This is a genomic window from Methylobacterium organophilum (assembly GCF_022179465.1).
GTDB lineage: Bacteria > Pseudomonadota > Alphaproteobacteria > Rhizobiales > Beijerinckiaceae > Methylobacterium > Methylobacterium organophilum.
In genome coordinates, this window is sequence record NZ_BPQV01000016.1 from 66,967 (window position 1) to 92,333 (window position 25,367).

Consider the following 25,367-nt stretch of genomic DNA (forward strand, 5'->3'; position numbering starts at 1 on the left):
AAGAGGCGGCCGTTCAGGCCATGCGCACCGGCAGGCGCGCCTGTGTCGCCGGGCCGGGGCCGGTCACGGCGCCGAGCTGCGCCACCGAAACGGTCAGCGTGTCCTGCGGGCCGCCGAAATCGGCGCTCTCCTGCGCCTGGGCGTAGAGGGCGCTCGCTTCGTCCGTCTCGAAGCTGCGCAGGGCGCTGCCATCCGCGCCCAGGATCGTGACGCGGTAGCGCTCCGGCGCGTCGAGGGGGATCTCGGCGGCCTCCCAGGCATCGGCGTCGCGCAGCGCGCGGCGGATCCAGGAGAGCCGCACGCCCTCCGCCTCCCGCCGCGCCCGCAGATGCACCGGAGACAGGGGCCGGTAGGCCAGGAGGCCGGCGCTCGCCTCGAAGCCGGTGGAGGCCGGATCGGCGGGATCGCGCTCGGCGGGCACCGCCCGGTAGCGGAAGGCCCGTCCGGCCTCGTCCAGGCGCTCCACCAGGGGCTGCACGGCCCCGTCGTCGAGACGCACGAGCAGGCTGCCGGCGGGGGCGGTCCGCGCCGCGGCGGCCTCGCTGCCGGCGAGCCCCCGCAGCAGCCGGGACAGCCGCCAGCGGCCCGCGCCGATCAGCGCCACCCCGGCGGCCGCGAGGATCTCGACCGTGCCGTCCGGGGCCCGCAGGGCGAACAGGTTGCCGCCGCCGAGGGCCTCGGCTTCCGGGATCGCCGCGAACCCCTCGGCATGGCGCAGGGCGACCTCGAAGCCGGCCCCGCGGTCGAAGCGCCAGAGCGGGCCGGGCGGCAGTGCCGTCAGCGTTTCCCCGAGGCAGGCCGGATGCTCGATCAGGCGCTGCAGGGCGAGGCCGGCGCCCTCGCCCTCCGACCGCCAGAGTGCGACCCGGCCGGGCCAGGGATCGGCGGCCACCGCCACGTATTGCAGGGCGGGCGGCGTGCCCTGGGCGATCGGCAGGTCGAGGGCGACGGCGAAGGGCGGCCCCGGCAGGGCGGGCGGCGTGCGCCGCGGCGGCGCGGTCCCGGACGCGGCGGCGGGGCTGTCGGAGGCCGGCGGCACCGCCCGCGCCTCGATCCGCCGCCCCGCGGCCGAATCCGCGATCCGCTCGATCCGGTAGAGGCCGCCTCCGGATTCTTGGGGCAGGATCAGGCGGTCCCCCGGCTCCGCCGCGATCTGCCGGGGGCTGAGCGTCAGGCTCGCGCTGTCGCGGCCGGCCAGGGCGGTCTCCAGCACTGCCTCCGCCAGATCCTGCGCGCTCGCCCGCCGCGTCACTACGGCCGTGTCGAGGCGGCTCTCCCGGCGGCGCTGGCCGCCCGGGCGCAGGGCGGCGGCGGTGGCGCGCCGGTAGTCCGGGTTCTCGGAATCGGTGAAGGCGACCGCGACCGAGCGGGGCAGCTCGCTCTCCTGCGCCCGCACGAAGCGAAGCGGCGCCTCCCCGTCGCGCGGGCGCACGAGGTCGTCGGCCCGGAGCGTCAGCGCGGCGGCGCGGCCGGGGCCGCGGATGGTCAGGGTGCCGGCGCCCGCGCGCACGTCGAGGCCGAAGAGCTGGACGAGGGGTTCGAGGGCGCCGCGGGCGGAGAGCGGCCGGTCGATCACGTAGCCGTCGAGGAAGCCCGCCGCCTCGCAATCGAGCCCGCCCGCCTGGCCGAAATCGGCCAGGATCGCCGCGATCAGCCGGTCGAGCTCCATCCCCTCGATCCGGCCCGTGAGCCAGTGGCCGCTGCGCCAGTTCTCCGCATCCGCCCAGACGCCGTCGAAATCCGGGAAGGCGGGGAAGGGCCGCGCATCCCAGCACCAGGCGAAGAGGCGTGCCGGATCCACCATGCGGCCGGGGAAGGCGGCGGCCTCCGGATTGTGGGCCGCCTCGAAGCCCGCCATGGCGGGATCGAAGCGGGCGAGGATCGCCTCCAGGCCCCGGGCCTGGATCAGGTCGTCGCGGAATCCCCGCGAGAAGGGCGGCAGGGCGTTCTCGGAGGACTTGGCGTCCGGGAAGGCGTTCGGGCCGTTGCTGCCCCGGTCGACGGCGGGGATGCCGATCTCGGTGAGCCAGATCGGCTTGCTCCCGGGCACCCAGGCGGTGGCGCCCGTCTCCACCCCGTTCTCCCGCTCGACATGCGGGTTCGACCACCAGGAGACGAGGTCCTTGGCCCGGTAGGTCCAGGGCCGGCCATAGGCCCCGTCCGTGATCGGGGTGCGGATCTGGGCCGCCCGGTCGGCGGCGCTGGCATAGAACCAGTCGAAGGCCTCCCCCGATCCGAGCCGGCCCTTCAGATAGGCGCGGTCGTAGATCTCCGACGCCTCGGCGGCGTCGCGATGCGCCGTGCCGTCGCGCCAGTCGGTGATCGGCGGGTAGTAGTCGATGCCGACCGCGTCGAGGGCCGGGTCGGCGAAGAGCGGGTCGAGGGGGAAGCGCAGGCTCGCCCCGTCGTCGCGGATATGGGCGCCGTACTCGGTCCAGTCGGCGGCGTAGACGAGCATCACCGACGATCCCAGCCGTGCCCGCACGTCCTGGGCGAGTCGGCGGAAGGCGGCGACCGCCGGATAGGCGCCGCCGGGGCCGCGCACCCGGGTCAGCCCGACGAACTCGCTGCCGATCACGAAGCCGGAAAGCCCCCAGGCGGCGGCACGGTCGGCATAGTGCAGGACCATCCGGCGATAGCCCTCCGCCCCGTCGAAGAAAGCGGCGACCTGCTCGGCGGCGGCCGCCGTTCCGTCGACGCTGCCCGGCGCCCCGGGGGCGGGATGGCAGGTGATGCGCCCCCGCCAGGGATAGGCCGGCTGCGGCTGGTCCGGCGCCTGTGGGTCGGGCAGGGCGTTGCCGGCGGGCACGTCCATCATCACGAAGGGGTAGAGCACCACCTTGAGCCCGCGCCGCGTCAGCTCCGCGACGAGGCGTTCGAGGGACGCGTCGTCCGGCGTGCCGCCATAGGCCGGCCCGCCTCCGGGCCGCGTCGAGACGGCCCGGGCGGTGGCACGCGTCAGGCCGGCGACGCTCCAGGCCGCGCCGAAGGTGGCCTTGCGCGTCGAATCCACCCGCGGCGTCAGGGTGCAGGCGCCCGCCCGCAGGTCGTCGCCGAACCAGCTGACCACCACCGACACCGCCTCGAGCTTCGGGCAGAGCGCCTGCAGGGCGTCGAGGGAGGCGACCACGTCGCTCGCCCCCTGGAGCTGGAAGCGGTTGGCCGGCTTGGTCGCCCCGAACCCGGCATCCTCGGTGACGGGGCGTGGGTCGAGCCCGAATTCCGTCGCGCCGGGGATCAGGCAGACCGCCCGCAGGTGGCTGGCCAAACCGGCCACGGGGCGGATCACCTCGAAGGCGAATTGCGGGATGCGGTTGCCGAACTCGGCCAGGGCTAGGTTCTCGAACACCACATAGGCGAGCCCGCGATAGGCCGGGGCGTTCTCCGCCCCCTCCTTGGCGACGATCAGCGGGTCCGGCATCTGGTCCGGCCCGCCGCGATGCACGCGGTAGCTCAGCCGGGTCAGGTCGAGCTCGGTGCCGTCCGCCCAGATCCGGCGCACCAGGGCGATCTCCCCGGCGCAGAGCCCGACCGCGAGGCTGACGGAATAGCTGTAGGCGGTGGTCACGACCTTGCGGCCGCCCCCGCCCTTCGAGCCGGACTGCGTGCGCGTCACCGTGGTGTTGGCGGTCTCGAGGGGCCGCGTCGCCCAGATCAGGGTGCCGCCGAGGCGGGCGCGGCCGTAGAGGCGGGGAATGGGATCGCCCTCGGTCGAGGTCAGGCCGGCGAGGTCGGTGAGCCGCGGCCCCTCGACGAAGCGGGGGCCGGGGGCGCCGGGGCCGAACAGGGCGCGGTCGAGCGCCCCGCCGGCCGCCGCGCCGAGCACCTGCCCGATCCCGGCCCCGATCGGGCCGCCGAGGGCCGCGCCGATGGCGGAGCCCGCCGCCTGCAGGACCAGCGTGGTCATCGCGGCTCCTCCCGGTCGGGAAAGCGGAAGGCGGCCGCGAGGTGCCGGCGCCACCAGGGGGTGAAGGCGATCTCGGTGACTGCGGCGCCGTCCTGGGCATGCACCATCGCCTCCGGGCCGGTGGCGATGGCGCAGTGCTTGGCCGGCAGATGCGCCCGGAAGGCGAAGAGCAGCACGTCGCCGGGCGTCGGCCGGTAGCCCGGCCCCGCGGGAATCGGGATCAGGTGGCGCCGCGCCGCCTCGGCCAGCAGGTCGCGCCCGCCGGGCACGGCCTCGGCCCAGCCGGCGGGATAGGGCGGCGGCACCTCCGGCTCGGCGCCGTGGATCTCGGCCCAGACTCCGCGCACGAGGCCGAGGCAGTCGCAGCCGACCCCCTTCAGGCAGGCCTGGTGCCGGTAGGGCGTGCCGATCCAGCCGCGCGCGGCGGCGACGATTCTTTCGCGCAGGCGCGGGGAAGCGGGCGGCATGGGCGATCCTCCGCGCGACGGGACGGAACGACGGGTCGGGTGGGCGTTCGGCCGCCTCAGCGGAACAGGCTGCCGCCGTCGAGGCCGGGGCCGCCGCTCGGGGCGGGGCGCAGCACGAAGTCGTTGCCGGGCATGTGCGGGAAGCCCTGGAAGTTGAGCCCGTTGGCGAACTTTTCGCGGCAGGTGGCGAAGGCCTTGTCGCAGCCCGCGGTCAGGGTGACGGCGTCGCCGGCGGCCACCGTGCGCGCCGGGGCCTGCCAGAGCTCCAGCAGGATCTCGGTCCCCGTCCCCGCCTGGGTGCGGATGTCGGCGGAGAGCCCGGCATTGGCGCCCGTCTCCCAGGCGAGGCGCCCGCCGCCGAACCAGCCCTCCGCGACGGCAGCGGCCAGGCTCACCCGCAGCCGCGTCGCGGACGCGATCTCCGCGACCGTGCCGGTGCCGCGGTAGCGCGGATCCGTCAGGTCCACCCCGCAGCGGGCCTCCCCGAGGGCGGCGTCGCAGGCTGCCCGGAAGGTGCGGCCGGATTCCGCGTCGAGCCGGTGCATCGGCCCGCGCAGCTCCGCCACGAAGGCGGTCCCCGCCCGCCGGATCTCCCCGATCTCGGCGCGATCGAGCAGCAGCCGGGCCTCGGGGGCGCGCCAGTCGACGAGCCAGGTCTCGACGGAGGCCCCGTCATAGAGCCCGGCGGCGACGTCGGCTTCCGCGATCGCCGCGGCGCTGAGCGCCCCGGCCACCTCGCCCCCGCCCACGGCGAAGCCGAGCTCGGCGCTCGCCTCCGCCGCCTCCAGCCCCGTGCGGGCGGCGAAGGCGGTGCCGTCGAAGGCGAGGTCGCGGTCGTGGTCGGTGAAGCCGAGGGCGAGCCCGTCCCGGCGCAGCAGCCGCCAGCAATGGCACAGGGTCGTCGCCCCGCCGGCGAGCCGCGCGGCGAGGTCGGGAGGAAGGGCGCGCATGCAACTACTTCCGGCTTAGTGGGGAAAAGACCTCAACGAAGGTCCAGCGTCTTGCATTTGTGAACTTAGAGCACTGCAGAGGAAGCGGCCCATTCTCGGGCTGCTATTGTTCACGTTATGTTCTTATATGAGAAGAATCTGGTGGTTCGCGATAGCAATGGGCTTGTTCAGTCTTCCGATTGGCACTAGGTTTGCTGTCGCAGAGGAGCGTCTGATGCGGGATTTGCGATCAGAACTTAGAGAGCGAATCGCCGAAATTGAGTCGGAGATGCGAGAGGCGATTCAAGCATATAATCGCCAGAAAGAAGAGATTGATCGGGCATACGCTGAGCGGACTGATCCTCTTGAGGAAGAGCGCCAAGTTATCAATAATTTGCTTATCATTCAACAAAGGAAATTGGGCGAAAAGCCATCCGCCTCTACTCCAATTGAGTCGTTATCAAGTTTTTTAATTCAGCAGACTCGGAAGATTGGCCGTATCTCAAAGGAAGATCTTCGAATTTCTGCCGTTAAAGCTGGGTATTTTTCAGTGGACGATGGCGGTGGTAGAGTTGTTCATGCGACACTTCTAAATCTGGTCCGTAGTGGACGTCTTCAAGAGTATGATGACAGTACTTATTCGGTGCCATCGAAGCCTGATTTGTTAGTTTCTGGCGCTTCGCGAGTCGAGGGAGTATTTAAATGAAAAAAGGTTGCTCTCCGGGGTAGGTTCAACCCGAGAGAGAAATAGTCGAGCCGGACACTCCCTGGTTCAGAGGGAGCGCCGGCTCGGCCAGAACCACACATCACGAACGCTTCCGGTTCGGAAGTCCCTGATGCGCAGCCACACGTTCAACGTCGCATCTCAGGGACGAATTTTCAAGCCGGCAGCATCCCACCATACCGCGCACTTGCGGAGGATATGTCATGCCTGCCGAGTTTCCCTGTAGTCGTCAGACAGCATGCTATATTTTGCACGCCGTCTTAGTGTTGGGCTGGAGCCAATCTCGCACAGCTTTTCACTTTTGCGTTAATGGCGGTACTGTGTCAAAAATTGTAAGAGGTCTCGTACATCAAGGGGCGTCGCCTCTGCCATTCTAATATTATTTGGTCGAGACTAGTATAAATAGTCTTGACCAATTTTATTAATATAAATAATATAGTTCAATAAAATAATAGAAGTATTTACTATAGCACAACCTCGATCAGCGGCACCCGCGGGATCTCCCCCGCGGTGAAGGCGGCGAGATCGATGGTCAGGTCGTCGGTGTCGAAGCGGACCGGCACGTCGAACTCGTAGCCGGCGGTGATCGCCGCGCCGCTCGGGGGCGCCGCCGTGAAGACGACGAGGCCGGTGGCCGGGTCGCAGGCGAAGGCGGAGGCCGCGCGCTCGACTCCGTTCACCGCGACCCGCACGCTGCCCGCCACCGGCTTTCGGATCGGGCGCAGGTAGGGGAGCGGCCCGTCGCCATAGGTCTTCACCAGGGAAAAGCCCTTCGTGCTGCCGTCCCCCGTGCCGATCCGCTGGTCGAGGGGCGTGACCGGCGCGCTCGGCGGGCCGGAGCGGTGGTCCACCCGGTCGCGGTAGCGGAAGCCGTAGAGCCGGCCCCGCCGCGCCTCGAAGAAGCCGAGCACCGCGTGCAGGGCGTCCAGGGTGCGGATGCCGAGCCCGGCATCGTAGCGCCGGCGCGAATCCGCCCAGCGGCTGTTGCGGTGCTCCCGGCCCGAAGCCAGGGTCACGATCTCGGTGAGCCGGCTCGGGCCGCCGCTGCCCTTCAGCGCCACGTCGAGGGGGAAGCGCACCTCGTGGAAGTCGTCGGCCATGACGCGTCCTCACAGCGCGCGCCGGCCGCGGGCGACGGCCCGGGCGAGGGTGGCCGCCACCTGCGCCTCCGAACGGCGGAAGCTCTCCGCATCCGGCGTGCTGATGTTGACGGTGACTGCGACCGGGCGCTCGCCCCCGGAGGCGGCGACGCCCAGGCGGCCGTCGCTGCCCCGGCGGAGGGGCATCACCGCCTCCGGCCCGGCCTCGCCCATCAGCCCGGTGCCGTTGGCGAGGGGGAAATAGGTCGGCGCGGCCACGATTCCGCCGGCCGCGAAGGGCTGGACCCGGCCGGAGGCGATCCCGCCCGGGAAGGCGGCTCCCTTGGCGTAGGCCGAGACCCGGCCGTTCTCGATCACCCCGCCCCGGGCCAGCGCCTCGTCGGCGCCGGAGAAGCGGCCGAGCACCTGCGTGACGAGGTTGGCCACGCTCCGCCTCACCGGCACCGCGGCGGCCCGGAGGGCGAGGCCGGCGAGCCGGGTCGAGAGGGTGTCGAGCACGCTGTCGAGCTGGCGTCCCGCGCTGAGGGAGCTCGTCAGGGCCTGGGTCAGGGAGCGGCCGAAGCTGCGGGCGAGCCTGTCGAGGGATTCGAGGCTCTTCACGCGCTCCGCGTCGCTGCGGGTGGCATCGTCTTCGGCCATGCGGCGTCCTCGTCAGCAGGGATCGGGATGGGCGGCGACGAGCCGGTCGAGATCGGCCCGGGTCGCGGCGGGGGCGGGCCGCGGCCCGGCCGCGGCGGCGAGTTCCCGCGGCGTCGCTGCCCAGAAGGCGGCGGGCGTCCAGCCGAGGCGGTTGAGGGCGAGGGCCATCGCGGCGTCCCACGGGAAGGCGAAGGCCTGCGCCTCCGCCGCCGCCCCTCCCGTGGGGCTCAAGGGCGGGGGGCGTCCTCCGCCGTGCCGAAGGCGGCCTCCACCGCTTCGCCCAGCGCCCGCACGATCGCGTCCAACCCGCTCGCCAGGGGCAGGGCGGCCACGGCCCGGTCGTCCAGGGCGTGGCCGCCCCCGCGCAGGGCGGCGCCGAGCAGGGTGATCAGGTCCCGGCTGCGCAGGCGCCCCTCCGCGAGGCGCCCGGCCAGCGCCACCGCATCCGCCGCCTGGAAGGCCTCCTCCAACTCGGCCAGGGCGCCCAGCGTGAGGCACAGGGTGTAGCGCTCGTGGCCGAGCACCAGGGGCACCTCGCCCCGTCTGCGGTTCGCCATGGCTCAGGCCGCCGTGAAGGCGAGGGCGCCGGCGGATTCGAGGGTCATGTCGTAGGTGACCTCGCCGGCATGGTCGCCGCGGTATTCGAGGCTCGTGACCTGGAACGGCCCCTCGATCGTGCCGAAGGCCGGCACCACCACCTGGAAGGTCTCGATCGCCCCGTCGAAGAACAGGGCGCGCAGGCGCAGGTCCGAGGCCTCGTCGCGGAAGACGCCCGCCCCGGTCACGGAGGCGCGCCGCACCCCGGCGCCCGCGAGCAATTCGCGCCAGCGCCCGGCGGAATCGGCGTTGGTCACGTCCACGCTCTCCGCGTTGAAGGCGATCTGCCGGGCGCGCAGGCCCGCCACCGCCACGAAGCCGCCGCTGCCGTTGCCGGCCCGCAGCAGCAGGTCCTTGCCCTTCTGTGCGCTCATGGGATCCCCTTCAGGCGATGGTTTCGGTGACGGCTTCGAAGGCGAGCACCGCCCGCGTCTCGCCGGTGGCGGCGTCGCGGGCGGCGCTGGTCCGGGCGATGCGGAAGCTGACGAGGGCATGGCCCTGCGGCGCGGGCGCGCCCGTTTCGAGGCGGGCCGCGACGGCCTCGGCCGCCTCCAGGGCGCTGCGGGCGGAGCCGGGCCGGCCATGGATCACGAGGTCGAGGGCGTGGCGATGGCGCCGTGCCCCGTCGACGGAATCGTCGCGCGCCTCCGCGGGGCCGAACACGGCATAGACGGGGGCGGCGCCCCGGGGCGGCTCGTCGTAGAGCCGGACCTGGCCCCCCATGAGGGCGGCGAGGGCGGTATCGCCGGAGAGGCGCGCGAGGATCGCGCCGCGCAGGGCGAGGAGCGGGCTCACGGCAACGCCTCCGGCAGGATCTCCTCGACCAGGCAGACGAGGTCGCAGCCCCGCCCGTCCGGATCCTCCGCGCTGCGGATCGCGAAACGGCGCGGCCCGGCGGAGAGGCGCATGGCCGGCGTGATGCCGGCGCGGAAGCGCAAGGCGATGCGGTGGGTGCCGATGCGGTCGGCCCGGCCGCCGCGGATCTGCGTCTCGGCGCCGAGCGCCTGCATCGCCCCCCACAGGACCGGGCCGGCCTCGTAGCGGCGGATCCGCCCGCCGAAGCCGTCCGGCGTGTCCACGGGCTGTTCGAGCACGAAGCGTCGCCGCCGCGCGCCGATGGGCACCTGCGTCATGGTCGGGGTTCCTGGTGGGCGGGTCAGAGCCGGAGCCGGCGATGGGGCGCGATCAGCGCCAGGGCGGTCTCGGGCAGGGCGGTGCGGCGGCCGGGGCCGTCGCCGCGGTTCTCGAAGGCGTCGGCCACGGCGAGGCGCAGGGCCTGGAGCAGGGGCGCGGGCACCGGTGGCCCCGGCTGCGGCCCCGCCCCGCCGCAGCCGGCGCTCAGCTCGATCAGGGCCGCGCCGTCGCCGAGCGGAGGCCGCTCTCCGGTCAGGAGGAGGCAGGGCGCCTCCCAGGGATCCGGCCCAAGCCGCAGGAGGCCGGCGGGCAGGGGCGTCGCGGTGCCGGCGGCATCGACCCGCTGCGCGCTCGCGATGCCCGTGAGCGGGCTCAGGGGCACCGGCACCACGCCGCAGGCCGGCCAGGCTGTCAGGGTGATCCGCCAGCGTCCCTGAACCAGCAGGCGCCGGCTCTCGGCCTCCACCGCCTGGCGGGCGGCGGTGATCAGGCGGGCGAGGAGGTCGTCCTCGTCCGTGTCGTCGGGATCGAGGCGCAGATGGCCGCGCATCTCGGACAGGCTCACCGGCTCGACGGCGCTGCTGTCGACGCGTATCGGGGTCAAGGCATCCCTCCCGTTCCTCTCGTCTCGCCGGGACCGCTTCCGATGGCCGCTTCCCGTCCCGCCGGCCCGCGCCGGATCGCGGCCCGCCTCGGCCTCGTCGGGGCCCTGGCCTGCGCCCCGGGGCCGGCCGGCGCGATCGTCGGTGGCCGGGAGGCGGCGGACACGGATCTCGCCCGCGCCGCGGTGATGGTGCTGACCTCGTCCGGGGGCGTGTGCACCGGCGTGGTGGTGGCCCCCGACGCGGTGCTCACCGCGGGCCATTGCGTCGCCGGGGCGGCGCAGAACCGGGTCCATTTCCGCGACGAGGCGGGGCAGCCGGTGCTGATCGAGCCCTCGGCCCGCCTGGTGCATCCGGGCTACGACGCGGACGCGATCCGCGGGCGCACCCGCTCGATCGACCTCGCCCTGCTGCGCCTGCCCGCAGCGCTGCCCGCCCGCTTCCGGCCGGCGACGCTGGCGCAGGACGTGCCGGGGGCGGGCACCCCCCTCGAACTCGGCGGCTACGGCGCGGCCCGGGACCGCGACCGCAAGAGCCTGGGCCGCTTCCGCATCGCCACGCTGCCGGTGGTCGAACCCTACGGGCCGAGCCGCATCCTGCTCTGGCTCAAGGCGCCCCGCGCCGGGGGCTGCAACGGCGATTCCGGCGGCCCGATCGTGCAGGGAGGCGCCGTGGTGGCGCTCGCCGCCTGGGTGAAGGATGCCTGCGGCGGCCTCACCCAGGGCATCCTGCTCGGCCCGCAGCGCGGCTGGATCGACGCAACGCTTCGCCCCTGGGGCGCCGGGGCGTCCTGGCGCGGGCCCTGAGGGCGGCGAGCGGGTCTCCCCCTGCTTCCGCGGGGTTTCGCCCGAGGGCGGACGGCCCGCGCGCCGTGCCTGATGGCACGGATCCGGCTTCGGCCCGGTCCGGCACGGGGAACCTCAGCTTGGCCGCCGAATTGGGTTCGGATACGCTGAATCGAATCGGAGCGCGCTTGGGCGCGGGAGAGGCAGCATGGTTTCGATCCCCGTCCGCAGGCTCGCGCTCGGCGCGCTGCTGGCCCTCGTGCCGCTCTCGGCGCAGGCGGTGGTGCAGGGGCAGGTCGAGCGCGATCCCGGCGGCCTGCGCGCCTCGGTGGTGCGCGTCGAATCCACCCAGGGCGAGATCTGCTCCGGCACCCTCATCTCCCAGGACGTGGTGCTCACCGCCGCCCACTGCGTGATGCACGAGGCCGGCTACAACGTCGTGGTGGTGGATCCCTCCTTCCGCCAGCGCCGCATTCGCGCGGTCGCCGCGGCGATGCATCCCGATTTCGTCTCCGGCACCACGCCGGAGGACCAGCCGGGCATCGATCTCGCGCTTCTGAAGCTCGCCCAGCCGGTCGGCCCGGGCTTCCGCCCCCTCGATCCCCGCGGCGGCGCCATCGGCACCGGCGATTCCGTGGACATCGCCGGCTTCGGCGTGGTGGCGGAGAACCGCCGCGGCACGGCGCGGACGCTGCGCACCGCCCATCTCGTCTCGATCGGCTCTCTTCAGGTCGCCAACCGGGTCACCGTGGTCACCGATGCCCGCCGCATGGCGGAGACGGCCGGGGCCGGCGCCTGCCTCGGCGATTCCGGCGGCCCGATCCTGCGCGGCGGCCAGATGGTCGGCGTGGTGAGCTGGTCGAGCGGCGCCATGCGCCAGGACCGGCGCGCCCGCACCGCCTGCGGCGGCTTCACCGCGGTGACCCCCACCGCCGAGCATGCCGGTTGGATCTCGTCCCGGGCGGCGGAGCTGGAGGCGATGCCCGCCGCCAGCGCCCGCTCGGAATGGATGGCCCGGCCGGGGCGGCGCTGACGCGCCCCGGCTTCCGCTCGCGCCGCGCTCACGCGGTGAACTTCAACAGCTTGATCGCGTCGAAGTCCTGCACGCCGCCGCCGACCCGCTTGGTGGTGTAGAACAGCACGTAGGGCTTGGCGGAATAGGGGTCGCGCAGGGTGCGCAGCCCCGTGCGGTCCACCACGAGATAGCCCCGCCGGAAATCGCCGAAGGCGACCGAGAGGCTGCCCGTCGCGAGGTCGGGCATCGCCTCGGCCTCGGCCACGGGGAAGCCCATCAGGGTCGCGGCCCGGTCGGCGGCCAGCGGCGGCTGCCACAGGTAGTTGCCGTCCGCGTCCTTGAACTTGCGGATCGTGCTCTGCACCCGCCGGTTCATCACGAAGCTCGCCCCCTGCCGGAAACCCGCCCGCAGGGCGTAGACGAGGTCGAACAGCACGTCGGAGGGGTTGCTCGCCGGGAAGGCGCCGTTGGCGCCGGTGGCGACGAAGCCGAGCTTGCCCGGCACCCAGGCGCTGTTGGCCACGGTGTCGTAGGCGAGGAAGCCCTTGGGCCGGCCGCTGCCGCTGCCGGTGACGAAGGCGACGCTCTCCTGCTCGGCGAAGACCGTCTCGATCTCCTCGGCCAGCCAGGCGTCGATGTCGACCACCGCGTCGTCGAGCAGCGTCTGGGTCGCCGCCGGCATGGCGTAGAGCTCCATGGCCGGGAAGTTCAGCTCGGTCAGGGGCGGGCTGTCGGTCTGGGGGCGTGGGGCGGTCTCGGCCACCCAGCCCGCGGCCGGCCCGGTCGCCGAGAAGGCCCGCTTGTACTGGCCGCCGGAGATCACCCGCACGGAGGCGATGGCGCGGATCGGCGAGATCGTGGCCAGCCGGCGCAGCACCTCGCGCTCGACCATGCTCGGCACGAGGTAGCCGCCATCCGGCCCGGAGCCGGCCGAGAGCGCCTTCTCCTCCAGCCGCTTCAGGCCGGCGCTCTCGCCGGCCCGCATGTAGAGGTCGAAGGCCGCCTTGTGCTCGCTGGCGCCGGCCACCCGGCGGGTCCCCTCCGGGTCGGCCAGGGGCGGGCGGGCACGGTCGAGGCTGATCCGGTCGAGCCGGTTCTTGGCCTGGTCGAGGGCCGCGTCGATGCGGGCGAGCTTCTCCTCCGTCACCACGTCGGCGGAGAGCCGGGTCTCGATCTGCCCGAGCCGGGCGTCGTTGGCCTCCTTGAAAGCCTCGAAGGCGCGGCCGAGCTCGTCCAGGGCGCTGTCGACGCCGCCGAGCGCCGCCTTGTTCTCGAGGGACTTGGTTTCGATCGCGAAGGGGATCTGTCCGGTCATGAGGGCCTCAGAGGTGGGAGGGCGTGGCGGAGCGGGGCGAGATCCGGCCCGGGGGGCCGGGCGGCGGATGCAGGCGGCCGGCGCAGCGGCGCAGCCGCGCGGCGAGGTCGATGGTCGGGGCGGCCTTGGCGGAGCGGGTGGCGATCCGCGCCCCCGGCTGCAGGGGGAAGCTGACCAGGGAGATCTCCCAGAGATCGACGGCCAGGAGCCGGCGGCCGCCGCGGGACGGCGCCGCGCGCACGGTCCGGAAGCCGATGGAGAGCCCGTCCAGCGCTCCTTCGCGCAGGAGCGCGTCGAGTTCGCGGGCCCGCTGCACGGCGAGGTTCAGCCGCCCCTCGACCCGCAGGCCCCTGCCGTCCTCGCGCAGGGCCAGCCAGGCGCCGATGGGCTCGGCCGCGTCGTGCTGCCAGAGCATGCGCACGCCCGCCGGGCCCCGCCGGGCGAGGCTGTCCGCGAAGGCGCCCGGCATCACCGTGTCGCGCCCGAGATCGGGCACGCCGAACAGGCTGGCATAGCCGGTGAAATGGCCATCCATCGAAAACCTCGGCGCTGGGAGGAAGGGGGTGGTCAGGCGGCGGGCGTGCCGGCCGGCGGGTAGCCCAAAGCCTCGCGCTTCTCGTCCGGGCTGAGGAAATCCGCGCCCTGGAGGCGGCGCCAGAGGGATTCGCGCTCGGCGGCCAGCGCCTCGATGCCGTCGAGATCGGGCACCAGGGCGGCGGGGCCGAAGGCCGGCTCCAGCCAGCCGGCGAGGGCGGCGGCGGTGCGGCGCACCAGGGGGATCACCGTCTGGCGGTAGAAGGCGCGGTTGGCCTCGGCGTAATTGGCGTGGGTGTTGTCCCCCGGCAGGCCGAGGAGCAGGGGCGGCACGCCGAAGGCGAGGGCGATCTCCCGGGCGGCGGAGGCCTTGGCCTCCACGAAATCCATTTCCTTGGGCGAGAGTGCCAGCGGCTTCCAGTCGAGACCGCCATCGAGGAGCAGGGGCCGGCCGGCATTGGCCGCGCCCTGGTAGCTCGCCTCCAGTTCCCCCTTGAGCCGGCTGAACTGCGCGTCGCTCAGCGAGGCCCCGGAGGCGGGGGCGAAGACCAGGGCGCCGGAGGGGCGCGCCGCGTTGTCGAGCAGCGCCTTGTGCCAGGCGCCGGCCGCGTTGTGGATGTCGAGGGCGACGGCGGCCGCCTCCACCGGTGAGAGGCCGTAATGGTCGTCGAGGGGATTGAAGGTCTTCAGGTGCAGGATCGGCGGCACCGGCCCCGCCTGCTCGTAGCGGACGGGCCGTCCCCCGGCGGAATATTCGTAGGCGGTGGGCCAGCCGTCCGGCCCGGCGATCACCCGCATCCGGTCGGGGCGCAGGGCGTAGAGGGCGCGGGGGGCGCCGTCGAGGAAGACCGCTTCGAGATAGGCGTTCCCGGCGATCATCAAGTGCCCGTAGACGCCCTCCAGGAAGCCGGGGCCGCCCTCCCGCGGGTTCGGCCGGGCGAGCAGGGCGAGGAGCGGATGTCCCGCCTCGCCGCCCTCCAGGGTGAGGGGCAGGCTCGCGGCGGATTCCGCGACGAGGCGCACGGCCCGGTGGGCGATGGCGTTGCGCTGGTAGCCCTCCCGGGCGAAGGCGCCGACATCCCGCGTCATCCAGACGGCGGGGGCGTCGCCGTAGAGGGCGAGGCTCGCCCCCTTCACGGCGGGCGCGGAAAAGCCCGCGGCCCGGACGAGCCGCGCGAGAATGTTGGGCATCGGGGGCTCCGCGGGTGGAGGTTCGGTCGAGGCGGACGCACCTTTCCTCCCCCACTCGGGGGAGGTGGCCGCGAAGCGGACGGAGGGGGCCGTGGCTTCCGGCCTCGCGCCCGCGGCCCACTCCACCCCGCTTCGCGCGGTTCCCCTCGCCCAGGGCGAGGAGAGGGGCGGCCATCGCGTCCATCGTCCGGAAGCACGCCTATAGCCGCCGCACCTGCGGCGCGGCGGGCGGCGTCAGCATCAGGTGGGTCAGCGCCCAGACCAGGGCGTCGAGCCGGTCGGGGGAGGCGCCGGTGGAGAGGCCGCCGGGGCCGAAATCGCAGAGTTCGTCCTCCAGGGCCGGGAAGGCGCCGACATGGCGCACCCGGCCCCGGGCGTAGAGCAGGGCGACCGGCTCGGCCCGCAGGTACTTTCCGCGGCTCGCCCGCACCGGCACCACCGGCACGGCGGCGTCGATCTGGGCGAGCACGGCGGCGACCATCTCGCCGCCCTGGTTCACCTCCACCACCAGGGCATCGGCCGCGAGCCGGTGGTAGAGGGCCAAGGCGGCCCCGGCCCAGGCCTCCGGGCGCGCCCGGTCGAGGCTGGCATCGGCGAGCACGTAGGCGATGCCGTCCTCGGCGAGGCCCGCGGCGACGAGGCCGCAGGCATCCGCCCCCGCCCCGGAGCTGGCCGGCGGGTCGAGGGCCACCGCGATGCGCATCAGCGCCGGGGCCCGGGCGACGCGGCCGGCCTCGATCAGCGCCCGCGACCAGAGCGCATCCGGCCGGTCGTCGATCAGCACGCCGTCGAGCTCCTGCCGCCCGAGCCGGGTGCCGGCATAGCGGCCGACGATCGTGTCGAGGAAGCCCGGCGCCAGGTTCATGGCGTTGTCGGCGGTGCGCGCCCGGCTCACCGCGACGCGCGGGTCGGCGAGCAGCCGGCGGATCAGCGGCACCGGCCGCGGGGTGGTGGTCACGAGGCCCCGGGGCCGCGCCCCGAGGCGCAGGCCGAACTGGATCATGTCCCAGGTGGCCTCCGCATGGCGCCACTTGGCGGCCTCGTCGGCCCAGGCGGCGCCGAACTGGGGTCCGCGCAGGGAATCCGGCTCCTCCGCCGAGAAGGCGAGGGCCACGGCGCCGTTGGCGAAGGTCAGCCGGCGCCGCGAGGGCATCCAGTCGGGCCGGGCCGCGCCCCGCCGGGGCAGGGCGAGCAGGCCGGAGGGGCCGTCGATCATCACGTCGCGGACATCGGCGAAGGTCTCGCCGACCAGGGCGATGCGCCCCACCGGCGCGGGCGTGAAGGCGGGGTCGCCCAGAGCCAGCGCCCGCACCCATTCGGCCCCGGTGCGGGTCTTGCCCGCCCCGCGCCCGCCGATCACCGCCCAGGTGGTCCAGTCGCCCTCCGGCGGCAATTGATCGTCCCGGGCGAGGAAGAGCCAGTCCTGCGCCAGGGCCCGCACCGCCTCAGGCGGCAGGCTCGCCAGGAAGGCCCCCAGCCGCCCCGTCCGCGAGAACCGCCGCAAGGCGTCGCGCGAGGTCGTCGCGGAGGGCGGTGAGATCGGTGTCAGATCCCCCATCCGCCCCGTCTCCCGTGTCCCGAGGGCCTCCGGCCCGTTCGTCGGCGTCGAGCGCGTCGAGCAGCCGCTTCAGGCCGCCGAGATCCCGCAGCACCCGGGCGGAATCGATCACCGCCGCGCCCTGCCCGTGCAGGGCGGCGTCGAAGGCGGCGATCTGCCGGGCGACATGCGCCCGCAGGGCCCGGTTGAGCGCCCGCGCATCGGGCGCCTCCTCCCCGAGGGGCGCGACGGCCGGCGGCGGCGCCCGCAGGGCGGGCCGGCGCGGGGGCAGGCCGCAGGCGCGGAACAGGTTCTGGGCGGAGCTCGGCCGCACCCCCATCGCCTCGGCGAGGTCCTTCGGGTCGACCCGCGGCTCGTAATAGAGCCGGGCTACCGCCTGCAGCCGGCTCTCGGGCCAGTTGGCCGGGCTCAGCGCGCCGCGGCCGGCGACCTTCGGCTTGCGCCAGCCGCCGGCACTGTTCCAGGTGCTGACCGTCTTGGGCGACACGCCGGTGCGCCGGCCGATCTCCACCAGGGTCAGGGCGGTGTCGCGCAGCATCGCCTCGACGGCCTGGCGCGTCTCGGCGCTGTAAGGGCTCGGAATCCGCATCACCCCCCGCCGTCTCGTCACACTTCTTGAGCGTGGGATCACCCTAGCCGAGGAGCGTCACGCTGTCAATCATAAATTCCTATAATAGGAAAAATGTCCGATATTCTCTCCGCCGAACGGCGGGCCGCTCGCCTTGCTGGCGCCGCGCCCGGCCCGTCGCCGGCGAAATGCCCCATATCCGCAGCGCCCTAGGCCGATGCGATCCCGGTTTCCCCGGCCGGAACGGCGCTACCCTCGACACGTTGACCGCCGGGTGCCCGGTGTGGTTCAGGCGGGCCGTGAAGCTGGGCGGGTCGCGTATGGTCGGGGCGGCAACGGGCGAGGAGCGGGAGGGCGGCGGGATCCGCGACGACTTCCGGCGATTCGCGGATTTCGTCCCGCTCATGATGTGGCGCTGCGACGCGGCCGGTCAGGCGATCCATCACAACGAGTGCTGGCTCGAATTCACCGGGCGGAGCCTGGAGGAGGAGCTCGGGCAGGGCTGGCGCCAGGGGCTGCATCCGGACGACTTCGCCCGGCACGCGGCCCTGGTGGACGAGGCCTTCGCCGCGCGGAAGCCCTTTACCGTGGAATTCCGCCTGCGCCGGCATGACGGGGCCTATCGCTGGCTGCTCGACACCGCCCGGCCCCTGGTCGAGGACGGCGCCTTCGCCGGCTATATCGGCTCCTGCTTCGACATCACCGACCGCAAGCATGCCGAGGAGCATGCCGAGGCGGCGCTCGCCGAGAAGGAGACGCTGCTCGCGGAGATCTATCACCGCGTGCGCAACAATCTGCAGGTGATGGTGAGCCTGATCGGCCTCTACGGCCGGGCCGCGCCGGAGCCCTGCCGCGGCAGCTTCGATGCCCTCGGCCAGCGGGTCCGGGCGATCGCCCTCGTGCAGCAGCACCTGCACGAGGCGCCCCACATCGCCTCCATCGACCTCAAGGACTATCTCCACCGCCTCGCCTCCGGGCTCGGGCAGCTGCGGCGGGCCGGGCGCATCGGCGTGACGGTCGAGGGGCGGGGCACGAGCATCGTCGAGCCGCGCATCGCCAACGCCCTCGGCATGATCGTGGCGGAGATCGTGGCCGAATGCCTCGACGCCACGGCGGAGACGGTGGCCTGCACCATCGCCATCACCCTGGAGGCCCCCCCCGGTGCCCCGGTGCAGCTCGCGATCGTGTCCGGCGAGACGACGGCGATCGCGCGGCCGGGCGTGCCCAAGCTCGGGCCGCGCCTCATCGCGGCCTATGCCGCCCAGGCGGAGATCGCCGTGCGGGGCGAGGCCACCAAGGCCGATCCCCTACTGCTCCAGCTGCCCGAACCCCGGACGCAGGGGAGGGCCTGACCTGGGCTCCCCCTGCGGGCCGGTCTCGTCCACGGCGGCATCACCGACTATATGGGGGCCTCGCGAAGACCGGCCGGACCCCGCATGCTGCCTCCCATCGAGACCATCATCGAGAATTTCGCCTTCATCGACGACGCGATGGATCGGTACGAATACGTGATCGAGCTCGGGAAGGCGCTGCCGCCCCTGCCCGAGGCGCTGCATTCCGAAACGAACCGCGTCCATGGCTGCGAGAGCCAGGTCTGGCTCGACGTCTCCCTCGATCGCGCCGGTGCCGGGCCGCAGCTCGCTCTCCAGGGGGACAGCGATTCCCAGATCGTGAAGGGATTCGTTGCGCTCATGGTGGCGCTCTACCGCGGCAAGAGCCCCGAGCAGGCCGTGACGACGGACGGGTTCGATCTGCTCAAGCAGCTCGATTTCGGCGCGCACATCACCTCCAAGCGCTCGAACGGCGTCCGGTCCATGGTCGAGCGCATCCAGCGGGATGCGCGGCGCTTCGCCGCCGAGGCCGCCTGACGATCGGGTCCGGCCCGGGGCCGGATCACGCCCCGGCCGAGGGGGCGCCCTTCCCCGGGGCGGGGAAGGGACGGCGGTGTTTCCCCCTGAACCGGCTCAGGCGGAGGCGTCGGCCGCGCGCCAGTGGCGCGCGCGGGCGCGCTCCGGGCCGGTCGCCTCCGGCGCGAGGCCGTAATGCTCGGCGAGCCGCCGCAGGGCGATGCGGACCACGACCTTGGCCGAGCGGGCCGGCCAGTCGCGCTCGCTCTCGATCTGCTCCAGCCCCTTCAGGAAGCCGCACAGGTCGATCAGCAGGCCCGACAGGTCGGCGCCGACGGCGCGCAGGGCCCGGTCGGTACGCTGGCGCGCCGCCACGACCCGGTCCGAGCCCGCGGCCGGATCGCGCGGGCCGCCGCCATCGACCCGCAGCGTATCCCAGGTCTGGCCGAGGCTCGGCAGCATCTGCGCCGCGGTGAGGTCGCGGCGCAGGCGCTCCCCCGCCTCGAAGGCGGCGGCGTCGATCAGGGGAATCCCGCCCCGCCCGCGCCGCCGGGCCATCCACGCCAGGGGGCTCTCCGCCGCGTCGCGCAGCCTTACGGCGCCGCCCTCGGGGGGCGTCTCCGCCACAAGGGTGAGGTGCTGCGCCCGGAAGGCCTCGCCCTCCGGCGCCTCGGCGCGCCGCAGGCGGGCGCGTCCCGCCGGGCTGATCCGCAGGCGGTCCCCCGGACCGCCGCCCTCGACGAGATCGGCCGCTCGCAGGCGCTCGACCGCGGCACGGCTGAAGCGGCCGCCGCCCAGGGAGATGCCGCCGCGCGCGCGCCGCACGCAGATCCGCCCGCTCTCGACCGGATCGGGGAAGGCGTAGGCTTCGTCCTCGCCGAGGGCCGCGAGCAGGCGCGCTGCCTCGCGCCCCAGCGGGCGGCCCGTTCCCCCATCTTGCTCCCGGCGGCCGTCAGACCGCTTTGTCATCGCAATGTTCATGATATGTTCCAAACGCGATCCGCAATTCGGGGACGGGCGTCCCCAGGGAGCGAGAGCTATCAGAAAATAATCCTAATTCAAGACTTGACGCCTGATCGGTCGAGGGCGCACGGGGCTGGGGGGCGCTATTCGCGCGCGGCCGGCTTCGTCGGCGGGTGCCTCAGAGCCTCTTCGATCTCTTCCTCGGACTTGCCGCGCACGGCGTAGCCCATGCGCTCGAAACGCTCGATCAGCGTCTCGCTCTCGGTCGCCTTGCGGGCGGCCCATTCGGCAAGGAGGGCATTCGTCTTGCCGAGCTGCTCGGAGGGATCGTCGTCCATCGCCGGAACAATCGGCGAGGATGCACCGCGTTCCCGATCTTTCCTGTTGATAAGGGCGTTCCATGTGAAAACCCCGGCCGGGACAGAGGCCCGGCCGGGGTTTCGAGGTCGATGGCGCGACGCTTGCCGACGGTCAGGCGGCTTCGTCGTAGCTGCCGTTGCGGGTCTGGCCCAGGCCGATCGCCTTGGCGAGGTCGGAGCGGGCCTTGGCGTAGTTCGGCGCGACCATCGGGTAGTCGGGGGAGAGGCCCCACTTCGCCCGGTACTGCTCGGGGGAGAGGTCGTACTTGGCGCGCAGGTGCCGCTTGAGCGACTTGAAGGTGCGGCCGTCCTCCAGGCAGACGATGTAGTCGGGCATCACCGACTTCTTGATCGGCACGGCGGGCTGCTGCGGCGCGGCCTCGACCGGCTTCTCCTCGACCGCGCCGGTGGCGATCTGCGTGAGAACGGCGTGGACCCGCTTCAGGAGCTGAGGAAGCTCGGTGGGTGGAACCGGGTTCCGGGTGACGAAGGCCGAGACGATGTCGGCCGCGAGTTCGATCAGGTCCACCGCTTTCTCGTTTTCTTGCATGATTGGCATCATCCCCTTGGCACGCAGCAGGCCGCGAGGCTGCGCGTCCGGCCCATGACGGCACAAGACGGCAACCGCCCCAGCGAGGAAACCCATCGCATCGCCGGCCCGACTGCAAATTCTCCGATAGATGTGGCATCCCCCTCTGCCACGTTACTGACTTAGGCCATCGGGTTTCAGGTCGCAAGACAGGGCTGGCATGCACGGATACGTGAAGAGGACTTCATCCGACCGACGTGGTGGGTTTCCGCACTTGCGTTGAGCCTCCTGAAGCGGTTGCAGATGCTCTTGCGGCGGGCGCCACTTGTGTCGAAGCCGCAGGCGAGACACATGCCGGCTCCGGCCCGGCAGGGAGGCGAACTCCCGGAAACGATGCCCGAAGCGATGCCCATGGAGCGAGAGCCATGACCGACACCCCGCCCACGATCCCGCCCTTCGCCCTGCCTCCGCAGGCGCCGGTCGCGGAGGCGAGGCCCCGTCCCTTCCATCTCCACGGATGCGAGGTCGCGGACGACTATGCCTGGCTGAAGGCGGCGAACTGGCGGGACGTGCTCAAGGACCCGGCCGCCCTGGACGCGGATATCCGCGCCTATCTCGAGGCGGAGAACGCCTATGCCGAAGCGGCGCTGGGGCAGGCCGCGGCACTGCGCAAGGCGCTGGTGGCCGAGATGCGCGGGCGCATCCGCGAGGACGATGCCAGCGTGCCCGAGCCGGACGGGCCCTACGCCTATTACGTCCGGCACCGGGAGGGCGGGCAGCATCCGCTGATCTGCCGCCGGCCGCGCACGGTGGTCGTGCTGCCCGGCCAGGGCGCCGAGACCGCCGCCGAGGGCGGCCCGGAGGAGGGCGAGGTGATCCTGCTCGACGGCGACAAGCTCGGCGAGGGGCTTCCCTTCTTCGAGATCGCCGGGACGACGCATTCCGACGACCACGCCTTCCTGGCCTGGGGCGCCGACACCAAGGGCTCCGAGCTGCACACGATCCGCATCCGCGACCTCGCCACCGGCGAGGACCTGCCCGACCGGGTCGAGGAGACCGCCGGTCAGGCGGTGTGGTCCACGGACGGGTCGGTGTTCTTCTACGTGGCCCTCGACGAGAACCACCGCCCGGCCCGGGTGATGCGCCACCGGGTCGGCACGCCCCAATCCGAGGATGCGGTGGTCTACGAGGAGGCCGATCCCGGCTTCTTCGTCCATATCGGCAAGACGCAGTCCGGCCGCTTCCTCACGGTGATGGCGAGCGACCACGAGACGTCGGAGGTGTATCTCCTGGAGCGCGCCGCGCCCGAGGGCCCGCTGACCTGCGTCGCCCCCCGCGAGGAGCGGCTGATGTACTCCGTCGAGCATTGGGGCGAGTATCTCGTCCTGCTCACCAACGCCGACGGGGCCGAGGACTTCAAGATCGTCACCTGCCCGCTCGCGCAGACCGCCCGCGAGAACTGGCGCGATGCCGTGCCCCACCGGCCGGGCGTGTTGATCGGTCACCTGCACGTGCTCGGCAATCACCTCGTGCGGCTGGAGCAGGAGAACGCCCTGCCGCGCATCGTGGTGCGGGACCTGAAGGGCGAGGAGCACACGGTCGCCTTCCCCGAGGAGGCCTATTCCCTCGGCCTCTCCACCGGCTACGAGTTCGAGACGGCGCGCATCCGCTTCACCTATTCCTCGATGACGACGCCGTCGGAGACCTACGACTACGATTGCGTCACCCGCGGCCGGCACCTGCGCAAGCGCCAGGTCGTGCCGAGCGGCCACGAGGCCGGCGCCTACGTCACCCGGCGCCTCTTCGCCACCGCGCCGGACGGGGCGCAGGTGCCGATCTCCCTGCTGCACCGGCGCGACACGCCCCTCGACGGCTCGGCGCCGCTCCTGCTCTACGGCTACGGCTCCTACGGCGCGTCGATGTCGGCCGCCTTCCGCACCAACCCGCTCTCCCTGGTCGATCGCGGCTTCGTCTACGCCATCGCCCATGTCCGCGGCGGCACGGAGAAGGGCTGGGGCTGGTATCTCGACGGCAAGCGCGAGAAGAAGCCCAACACCTTCACCGATTTCGTGGCCTGCGCCCGCGCCCTGATCGAGGCCGGCTACACGTCGCGGAAGCGCATCGTCGCCCATGGCGGCAGCGCCGGCGGCATGCTGATGGGCGCCGTGGCCAACCTCGCCCCCGAGCTGTTCGCCGGCATCGTGGCCGACGTGCCCTTCGTCGACGTGCTCAACACCATGCTCGACGCCGACCTGCCGCTCACCCCGCCGGAATGGCCGGAATGGGGCAATCCGGCCGAGAGCGAGGCGGCCTTCCGGACCATCCTGTCCTACTCGCCCTACGACAACGTGGCGGCCAAGGCCTACCCGGCGATCCTGGCGCTGGGCGGCCTCACCGATCCCCGCGTGACCTACTGGGAACCGGCCAAGTGGGTCGCCCGGCTGCGCGCCACCATGACCGGGGGCGGCCCGGTCCTCCTCCGGATCAACATGGAGGCGGGCCACGGCGGCGCCGCCGGGCGCTTCGACCGCCTGGAGGAGGTCGGCCTGATCTACGCCTTCGCCCTCATGGCCGCCCAATCGGCCTCCGACCCCGCCTCCGCCTGACCCCTGCGGCCATCGCGGGCCGGCCCTTCGTTGAAACGGAGGGCCGGTTCGTGAGAGAGGGGGCGCAGCGGCGCCTCTCGAAGCCGACCCCTTCCAAAAAGACCCGCCACGCCATGCCCGCCTATCGCTCCCGCACCACCACCCACGGCCGCAACATGGCCGGCGCCCGCGGCCTGTGGCGCGCCACGGGCATGAAGGATTCCGATTTCGGCAAGCCGATCATCGCGGTGGTGAACTCGTTCACGCAGTTCGTGCCGGGCCATGTCCATCTGAAGGATCTCGGCCAGCTCGTCGCCCGCGAGATCGAGCAGGCCGGCGGCGTCGCCAAGGAGTTCAACACCATCGCGGTCGATGACGGCATCGCGATGGGCCATGACGGCATGCTCTACTCGCTGCCCTCCCGCGAGCTGATCGCGGATTCCGTCGAGTACATGGTCAACGCGCATTGCGCCGACGCCATGGTCTGCATCTCGAACTGCGACAAGATCACCCCCGGCATGCTGATGGCGGCGCTCCGCCTCAACATCCCGGCGGTCTTCGTCTCCGGCGGCCCGATGGAGGCCGGCAAGGTCGTGATGAAGGGCGTCACCCGCAAGTTCGACCTCGTCGACGCCATGGTGGCCGCGGCCGACGACCGGATCTCGGACGAGGACGTGGCCGTCATCGAGCGCTCCGCCTGCCCGACCTGCGGCTCCTGCTCGGGCATGTTCACCGCCAATTCCATGAATTGCCTCACCGAGGCCCTCGGCCTGTCCCTGCCCGGCAACGGCTCGGTGCTGGCGACCCATGCCGACCGCAAGCGCCTCTTCGTCGAGGCGGGCCACCTGATCGTCGATCTCGCCCGCCGCCATTACGAGCAGGACGATGCCAGCGTGCTGCCGCGGGCCATCGCCACCATGGCCGCCTTCGAGAACGCGATGACCCTCGACATCGCCATGGGCGGCTCCACCAACACGGTGCTGCACCTGCTCGCCGCCGCGCACGAGGCCGGGGTGAACTTCACCATGGCCGATATCGACCGGCTCTCGCGCCGGGTGCCGGTGCTCTGCAAGGTCGCCCCGGCGGTGGCCGACATCCACATGGAGGACGTGCACCGGGCCGGCGGCATCATGGGCATCCTCGGCGAGCTCGACCGCGCCGGCCTGATCGACCGCTCGGTCGGCAATGTCGGCTCCGGCACGCTCGGCGCGGCGCTGGACCGCTGGGACGTGACCCTGAGCCGGAGCGAGGCCGTCCAGACCTTCTACCGCGCCGCGCCCGGCGGCGTGCCGACCCAGGTCGCCTTCAGCCAGGAGTCGCGCTGGGACGAGCTCGACACCGACCGCGCCGCCGGCGTCATCCGCGACGCCGCCCACGCCTATTCCAAGGATGGTGGCCTCGCCGTGCTCTACGGCAACCTCGCCGAGGACGGCTGCATCGTGAAGACCGCGGGCGTCGACGCCTCGATCCTCACCTTCACCGGCACGGCCCATGTCTTCGAGAGCCAGGACGCGGCGGTGGACGGCATCCTCAACGGCCGGGTCAAGGCCGGCGAGGTCGTGCTGATCCGCTACGAGGGCCCCCGCGGCGGCCCGGGCATGCAGGAGATGCTCTATCCGACGAGCTATCTGAAATCGAAGGGGCTCGGCAAAGCCTGCGCCCTCGTCACGGACGGGCGCTTCTCCGGCGGCTCGTCGGGGCTCTCCATCGGCCACGTCTCGCCGGAGGCGGCGGAGGGCGGCCTGATCGGCCTCGTCGAGCAGGGCGACCGGATCGAGATCGACATCCCGAACCGGCGCATCCACCTCGCCGTGGACGAGGCGGTGCTCGCCGAGCGCCGCGCCGCCCGGGACGCGGCGGGCTGGCAGCCGGCCGCCCCGCGCAAGCGCAAGGTCAGCACCGCGTTGCGCGCCTACGCCATGCTCGCCACCAGCGCCGCCAAGGGCGCCGTCCGCGCCCTGCCGGAGGGCTGAGGGCAGGGCCGGTCGAGGCACGTCGGTCCGGTCTAAGGCGCTCCCT

26 protein-coding genes are annotated in these 25,367 nt (G+C 72.8%); 7 read left to right on the forward strand and 19 right to left on the reverse strand.

Annotation, left to right across the window (positions count from 1 at the left end; translation table 11 throughout):
• Positions 1-13 precede the first annotated feature (13 nt).
• Genes MFF21_RS21905 through MFF21_RS21915 form a run of 3 tightly spaced genes read right to left on the reverse strand, consistent with a single transcriptional unit; the run spans position 14 to position 5,324 of the window.
• Positions 14-3,907: a baseplate multidomain protein megatron gene (locus MFF21_RS21905; RefSeq protein ID WP_238314110.1), complete on the reverse strand. Its 3,894-nt coding sequence runs from the start codon at positions 3,905-3,907 to the stop codon at positions 14-16.
• Positions 3,904-4,374, reverse strand: a complete 471-nt coding sequence (locus MFF21_RS21910; protein WP_238314112.1) for a C40 family peptidase — start codon at positions 4,372-4,374, stop codon at positions 3,904-3,906. The genes MFF21_RS21905 and MFF21_RS21910 overlap by 4 nt, the downstream gene beginning before the upstream one ends.
• 56 nt (positions 4,375-4,430) lie before the next feature.
• Positions 4,431-5,324 carry a phage/gene transfer agent baseplate hub protein gene (locus MFF21_RS21915; RefSeq protein WP_238314114.1) on the reverse strand — a complete coding sequence of 298 codons (894 nt, stop codon included), beginning with the start codon at positions 5,322-5,324 and terminating at the stop codon, positions 4,431-4,433.
• Positions 5,325-5,538: 214 nt separating this feature from the next.
• Between MFF21_RS21915 and MFF21_RS21920 the strand changes: the two genes are divergently transcribed.
• Positions 5,539-6,009 carry a host-nuclease inhibitor Gam family protein gene (locus tag MFF21_RS21920; RefSeq protein WP_238314116.1) on the forward strand — a complete coding sequence of 157 codons (471 nt, stop codon included), beginning with the start codon at positions 5,539-5,541 and terminating at the stop codon, positions 6,007-6,009.
• A 482-nt stretch (positions 6,010-6,491) separates the two neighbouring features.
• On the opposite strand, the gene MFF21_RS21925 is transcribed toward MFF21_RS21920, so the two are convergent.
• Genes MFF21_RS21925 through MFF21_RS21960 form a run of 8 tightly spaced genes read right to left on the reverse strand, consistent with a single transcriptional unit; the run spans position 6,492 to position 10,101 of the window.
• Positions 6,492-7,127, reverse strand: a complete 636-nt coding sequence (locus tag MFF21_RS21925; protein ID WP_238314117.1) for a DUF2460 domain-containing protein — start codon at positions 7,125-7,127, stop codon at positions 6,492-6,494.
• A 9-nt stretch (positions 7,128-7,136) separates the two neighbouring features.
• Positions 7,137-7,766, reverse strand: a complete 630-nt coding sequence (locus MFF21_RS21930) for a phage tail tape measure protein (RefSeq protein ID WP_238314118.1) — start codon at positions 7,764-7,766, stop codon at positions 7,137-7,139.
• Between the two features lie 12 nt (positions 7,767-7,778).
• Complete coding sequence (locus tag MFF21_RS21935; RefSeq protein WP_283206552.1) at positions 7,779-7,997, reverse strand: phage tail assembly chaperone; 219 nt, start codon at positions 7,995-7,997, stop codon at positions 7,779-7,781.
• Positions 7,994-8,323: a gene transfer agent family protein gene (locus MFF21_RS21940; RefSeq protein WP_238314120.1), complete on the reverse strand. Its 330-nt coding sequence runs from the start codon at positions 8,321-8,323 to the stop codon at positions 7,994-7,996. Before MFF21_RS21940 ends, MFF21_RS21935 begins: the two co-directional genes overlap by 4 nt.
• A gap of 3 nt (positions 8,324-8,326) precedes the next feature.
• Positions 8,327-8,737 carry a phage major tail protein, TP901-1 family gene (locus tag MFF21_RS21945; RefSeq protein ID WP_238314122.1) on the reverse strand — a complete coding sequence of 137 codons (411 nt, stop codon included), beginning with the start codon at positions 8,735-8,737 and terminating at the stop codon, positions 8,327-8,329.
• Positions 8,738-8,747: 10 nt separating this feature from the next.
• The gene (locus MFF21_RS21950; protein ID WP_238314124.1) at positions 8,748-9,158 is read right to left on the reverse strand and encodes a DUF3168 domain-containing protein; all 411 of its coding nucleotides are present in this window, start codon (positions 9,156-9,158) and stop codon (positions 8,748-8,750) included.
• Positions 9,155-9,496, reverse strand: a complete 342-nt coding sequence (locus MFF21_RS21955; RefSeq protein ID WP_238314126.1) for a head-tail adaptor protein — start codon at positions 9,494-9,496, stop codon at positions 9,155-9,157. The genes MFF21_RS21950 and MFF21_RS21955 overlap by 4 nt, the downstream gene beginning before the upstream one ends.
• A gap of 23 nt (positions 9,497-9,519) precedes the next feature.
• Positions 9,520-10,101 (reverse strand): head-tail connector protein, encoded by a 582-nt coding sequence (locus tag MFF21_RS21960; RefSeq protein WP_238314128.1) that lies wholly within the window; start codon positions 10,099-10,101, stop codon positions 9,520-9,522.
• Between the two features lie 42 nt (positions 10,102-10,143).
• Here MFF21_RS21960 and MFF21_RS21965 point away from each other — a divergent pair, with 42 nt between their 5' ends.
• Positions 10,144-10,905, forward strand: a complete 762-nt coding sequence (locus tag MFF21_RS21965) for a trypsin-like serine protease (protein ID WP_238314135.1) — start codon at positions 10,144-10,146, stop codon at positions 10,903-10,905.
• A gap of 187 nt (positions 10,906-11,092) precedes the next feature.
• Positions 11,093-11,917: a S1 family peptidase gene (locus MFF21_RS21970; RefSeq protein WP_238314136.1), complete on the forward strand. Its 825-nt coding sequence runs from the start codon at positions 11,093-11,095 to the stop codon at positions 11,915-11,917.
• Between the two features lie 28 nt (positions 11,918-11,945).
• Here MFF21_RS21970 and MFF21_RS21975 read toward each other — a convergent pair whose 3' ends face one another.
• The 5 genes from MFF21_RS21975 to MFF21_RS21995 form a co-directional block, all read right to left on the reverse strand.
• Positions 11,946-13,214, reverse strand: coding sequence for a phage major capsid protein (locus MFF21_RS21975; protein ID WP_238314137.1), 1,269 nt, complete (start codon positions 13,212-13,214; stop codon positions 11,946-11,948).
• 7 nt (positions 13,215-13,221) lie between these two features.
• Complete coding sequence (locus MFF21_RS21980) at positions 13,222-13,749, reverse strand: HK97 family phage prohead protease (protein ID WP_238314138.1); 528 nt, start codon at positions 13,747-13,749, stop codon at positions 13,222-13,224.
• 32 nt (positions 13,750-13,781) lie between these two features.
• Positions 13,782-14,939 carry a phage portal protein gene (locus MFF21_RS21985; RefSeq protein ID WP_238314139.1) on the reverse strand — a complete coding sequence of 386 codons (1,158 nt, stop codon included), beginning with the start codon at positions 14,937-14,939 and terminating at the stop codon, positions 13,782-13,784.
• Positions 14,940-15,138: 199 nt separating this feature from the next.
• Positions 15,139-16,404 carry a DNA-packaging protein gene (locus MFF21_RS21990; protein ID WP_238314306.1) on the reverse strand — a complete coding sequence of 422 codons (1,266 nt, stop codon included), beginning with the start codon at positions 16,402-16,404 and terminating at the stop codon, positions 15,139-15,141.
• A complete protein-coding gene (locus tag MFF21_RS21995; RefSeq protein ID WP_238314140.1) occupies positions 16,385-17,086 on the reverse strand; it encodes a hypothetical protein in 702 nt (233 codons plus the stop codon). Before MFF21_RS21995 ends, MFF21_RS21990 begins: the two co-directional genes overlap by 20 nt.
• Before the next feature lie 299 nt (positions 17,087-17,385).
• Here MFF21_RS21995 and MFF21_RS22000 point away from each other — a divergent pair, with 299 nt between their 5' ends.
• Together MFF21_RS22000 and MFF21_RS22005 are read left to right on the forward strand one after the other, a co-directional pair.
• Positions 17,386-18,417 (forward strand): sensor histidine kinase, encoded by a 1,032-nt coding sequence (locus MFF21_RS22000; protein WP_238314141.1) that lies wholly within the window; start codon positions 17,386-17,388, stop codon positions 18,415-18,417.
• 84 nt (positions 18,418-18,501) lie between these two features.
• The gene (locus MFF21_RS22005) at positions 18,502-18,933 is read left to right on the forward strand and encodes a SufE family protein (protein ID WP_238314142.1); all 432 of its coding nucleotides are present in this window, start codon (positions 18,502-18,504) and stop codon (positions 18,931-18,933) included.
• A gap of 96 nt (positions 18,934-19,029) precedes the next feature.
• Here MFF21_RS22005 and MFF21_RS22010 read toward each other — a convergent pair whose 3' ends face one another.
• The 3 genes from MFF21_RS22010 to MFF21_RS22020 all read right to left on the reverse strand — a co-directional run bounded on the left by MFF21_RS22010 (position 19,030) and on the right by MFF21_RS22020 (position 20,784).
• Positions 19,030-19,881, reverse strand: a complete 852-nt coding sequence (locus tag MFF21_RS22010) for a DUF6456 domain-containing protein (RefSeq protein ID WP_238314143.1) — start codon at positions 19,879-19,881, stop codon at positions 19,030-19,032.
• Between the two features lie 137 nt (positions 19,882-20,018).
• Positions 20,019-20,213: a hypothetical protein gene (locus MFF21_RS22015; protein WP_238314144.1), complete on the reverse strand. Its 195-nt coding sequence runs from the start codon at positions 20,211-20,213 to the stop codon at positions 20,019-20,021.
• Positions 20,214-20,346: 133 nt separating this feature from the next.
• Positions 20,347-20,784 (reverse strand): Ros/MucR family transcriptional regulator, encoded by a 438-nt coding sequence (locus MFF21_RS22020; protein ID WP_238314146.1) that lies wholly within the window; start codon positions 20,782-20,784, stop codon positions 20,347-20,349.
• Positions 20,785-21,188: 404 nt separating this feature from the next.
• Between MFF21_RS22020 and MFF21_RS22025 the strand changes: the two genes are divergently transcribed.
• Both MFF21_RS22025 and ilvD read left to right on the forward strand, forming a co-directional pair.
• Positions 21,189-23,369, forward strand: coding sequence for a S9 family peptidase (locus MFF21_RS22025; RefSeq protein WP_238314148.1), 2,181 nt, complete (start codon positions 21,189-21,191; stop codon positions 23,367-23,369).
• Positions 23,370-23,482: 113 nt separating this feature from the next.
• The gene (gene ilvD / locus MFF21_RS22030) at positions 23,483-25,321 is read left to right on the forward strand and encodes a dihydroxy-acid dehydratase (protein WP_238314309.1); all 1,839 of its coding nucleotides are present in this window, start codon (positions 23,483-23,485) and stop codon (positions 25,319-25,321) included.
• The last annotated feature ends 46 nt before the right edge of the window (positions 25,322-25,367 follow it).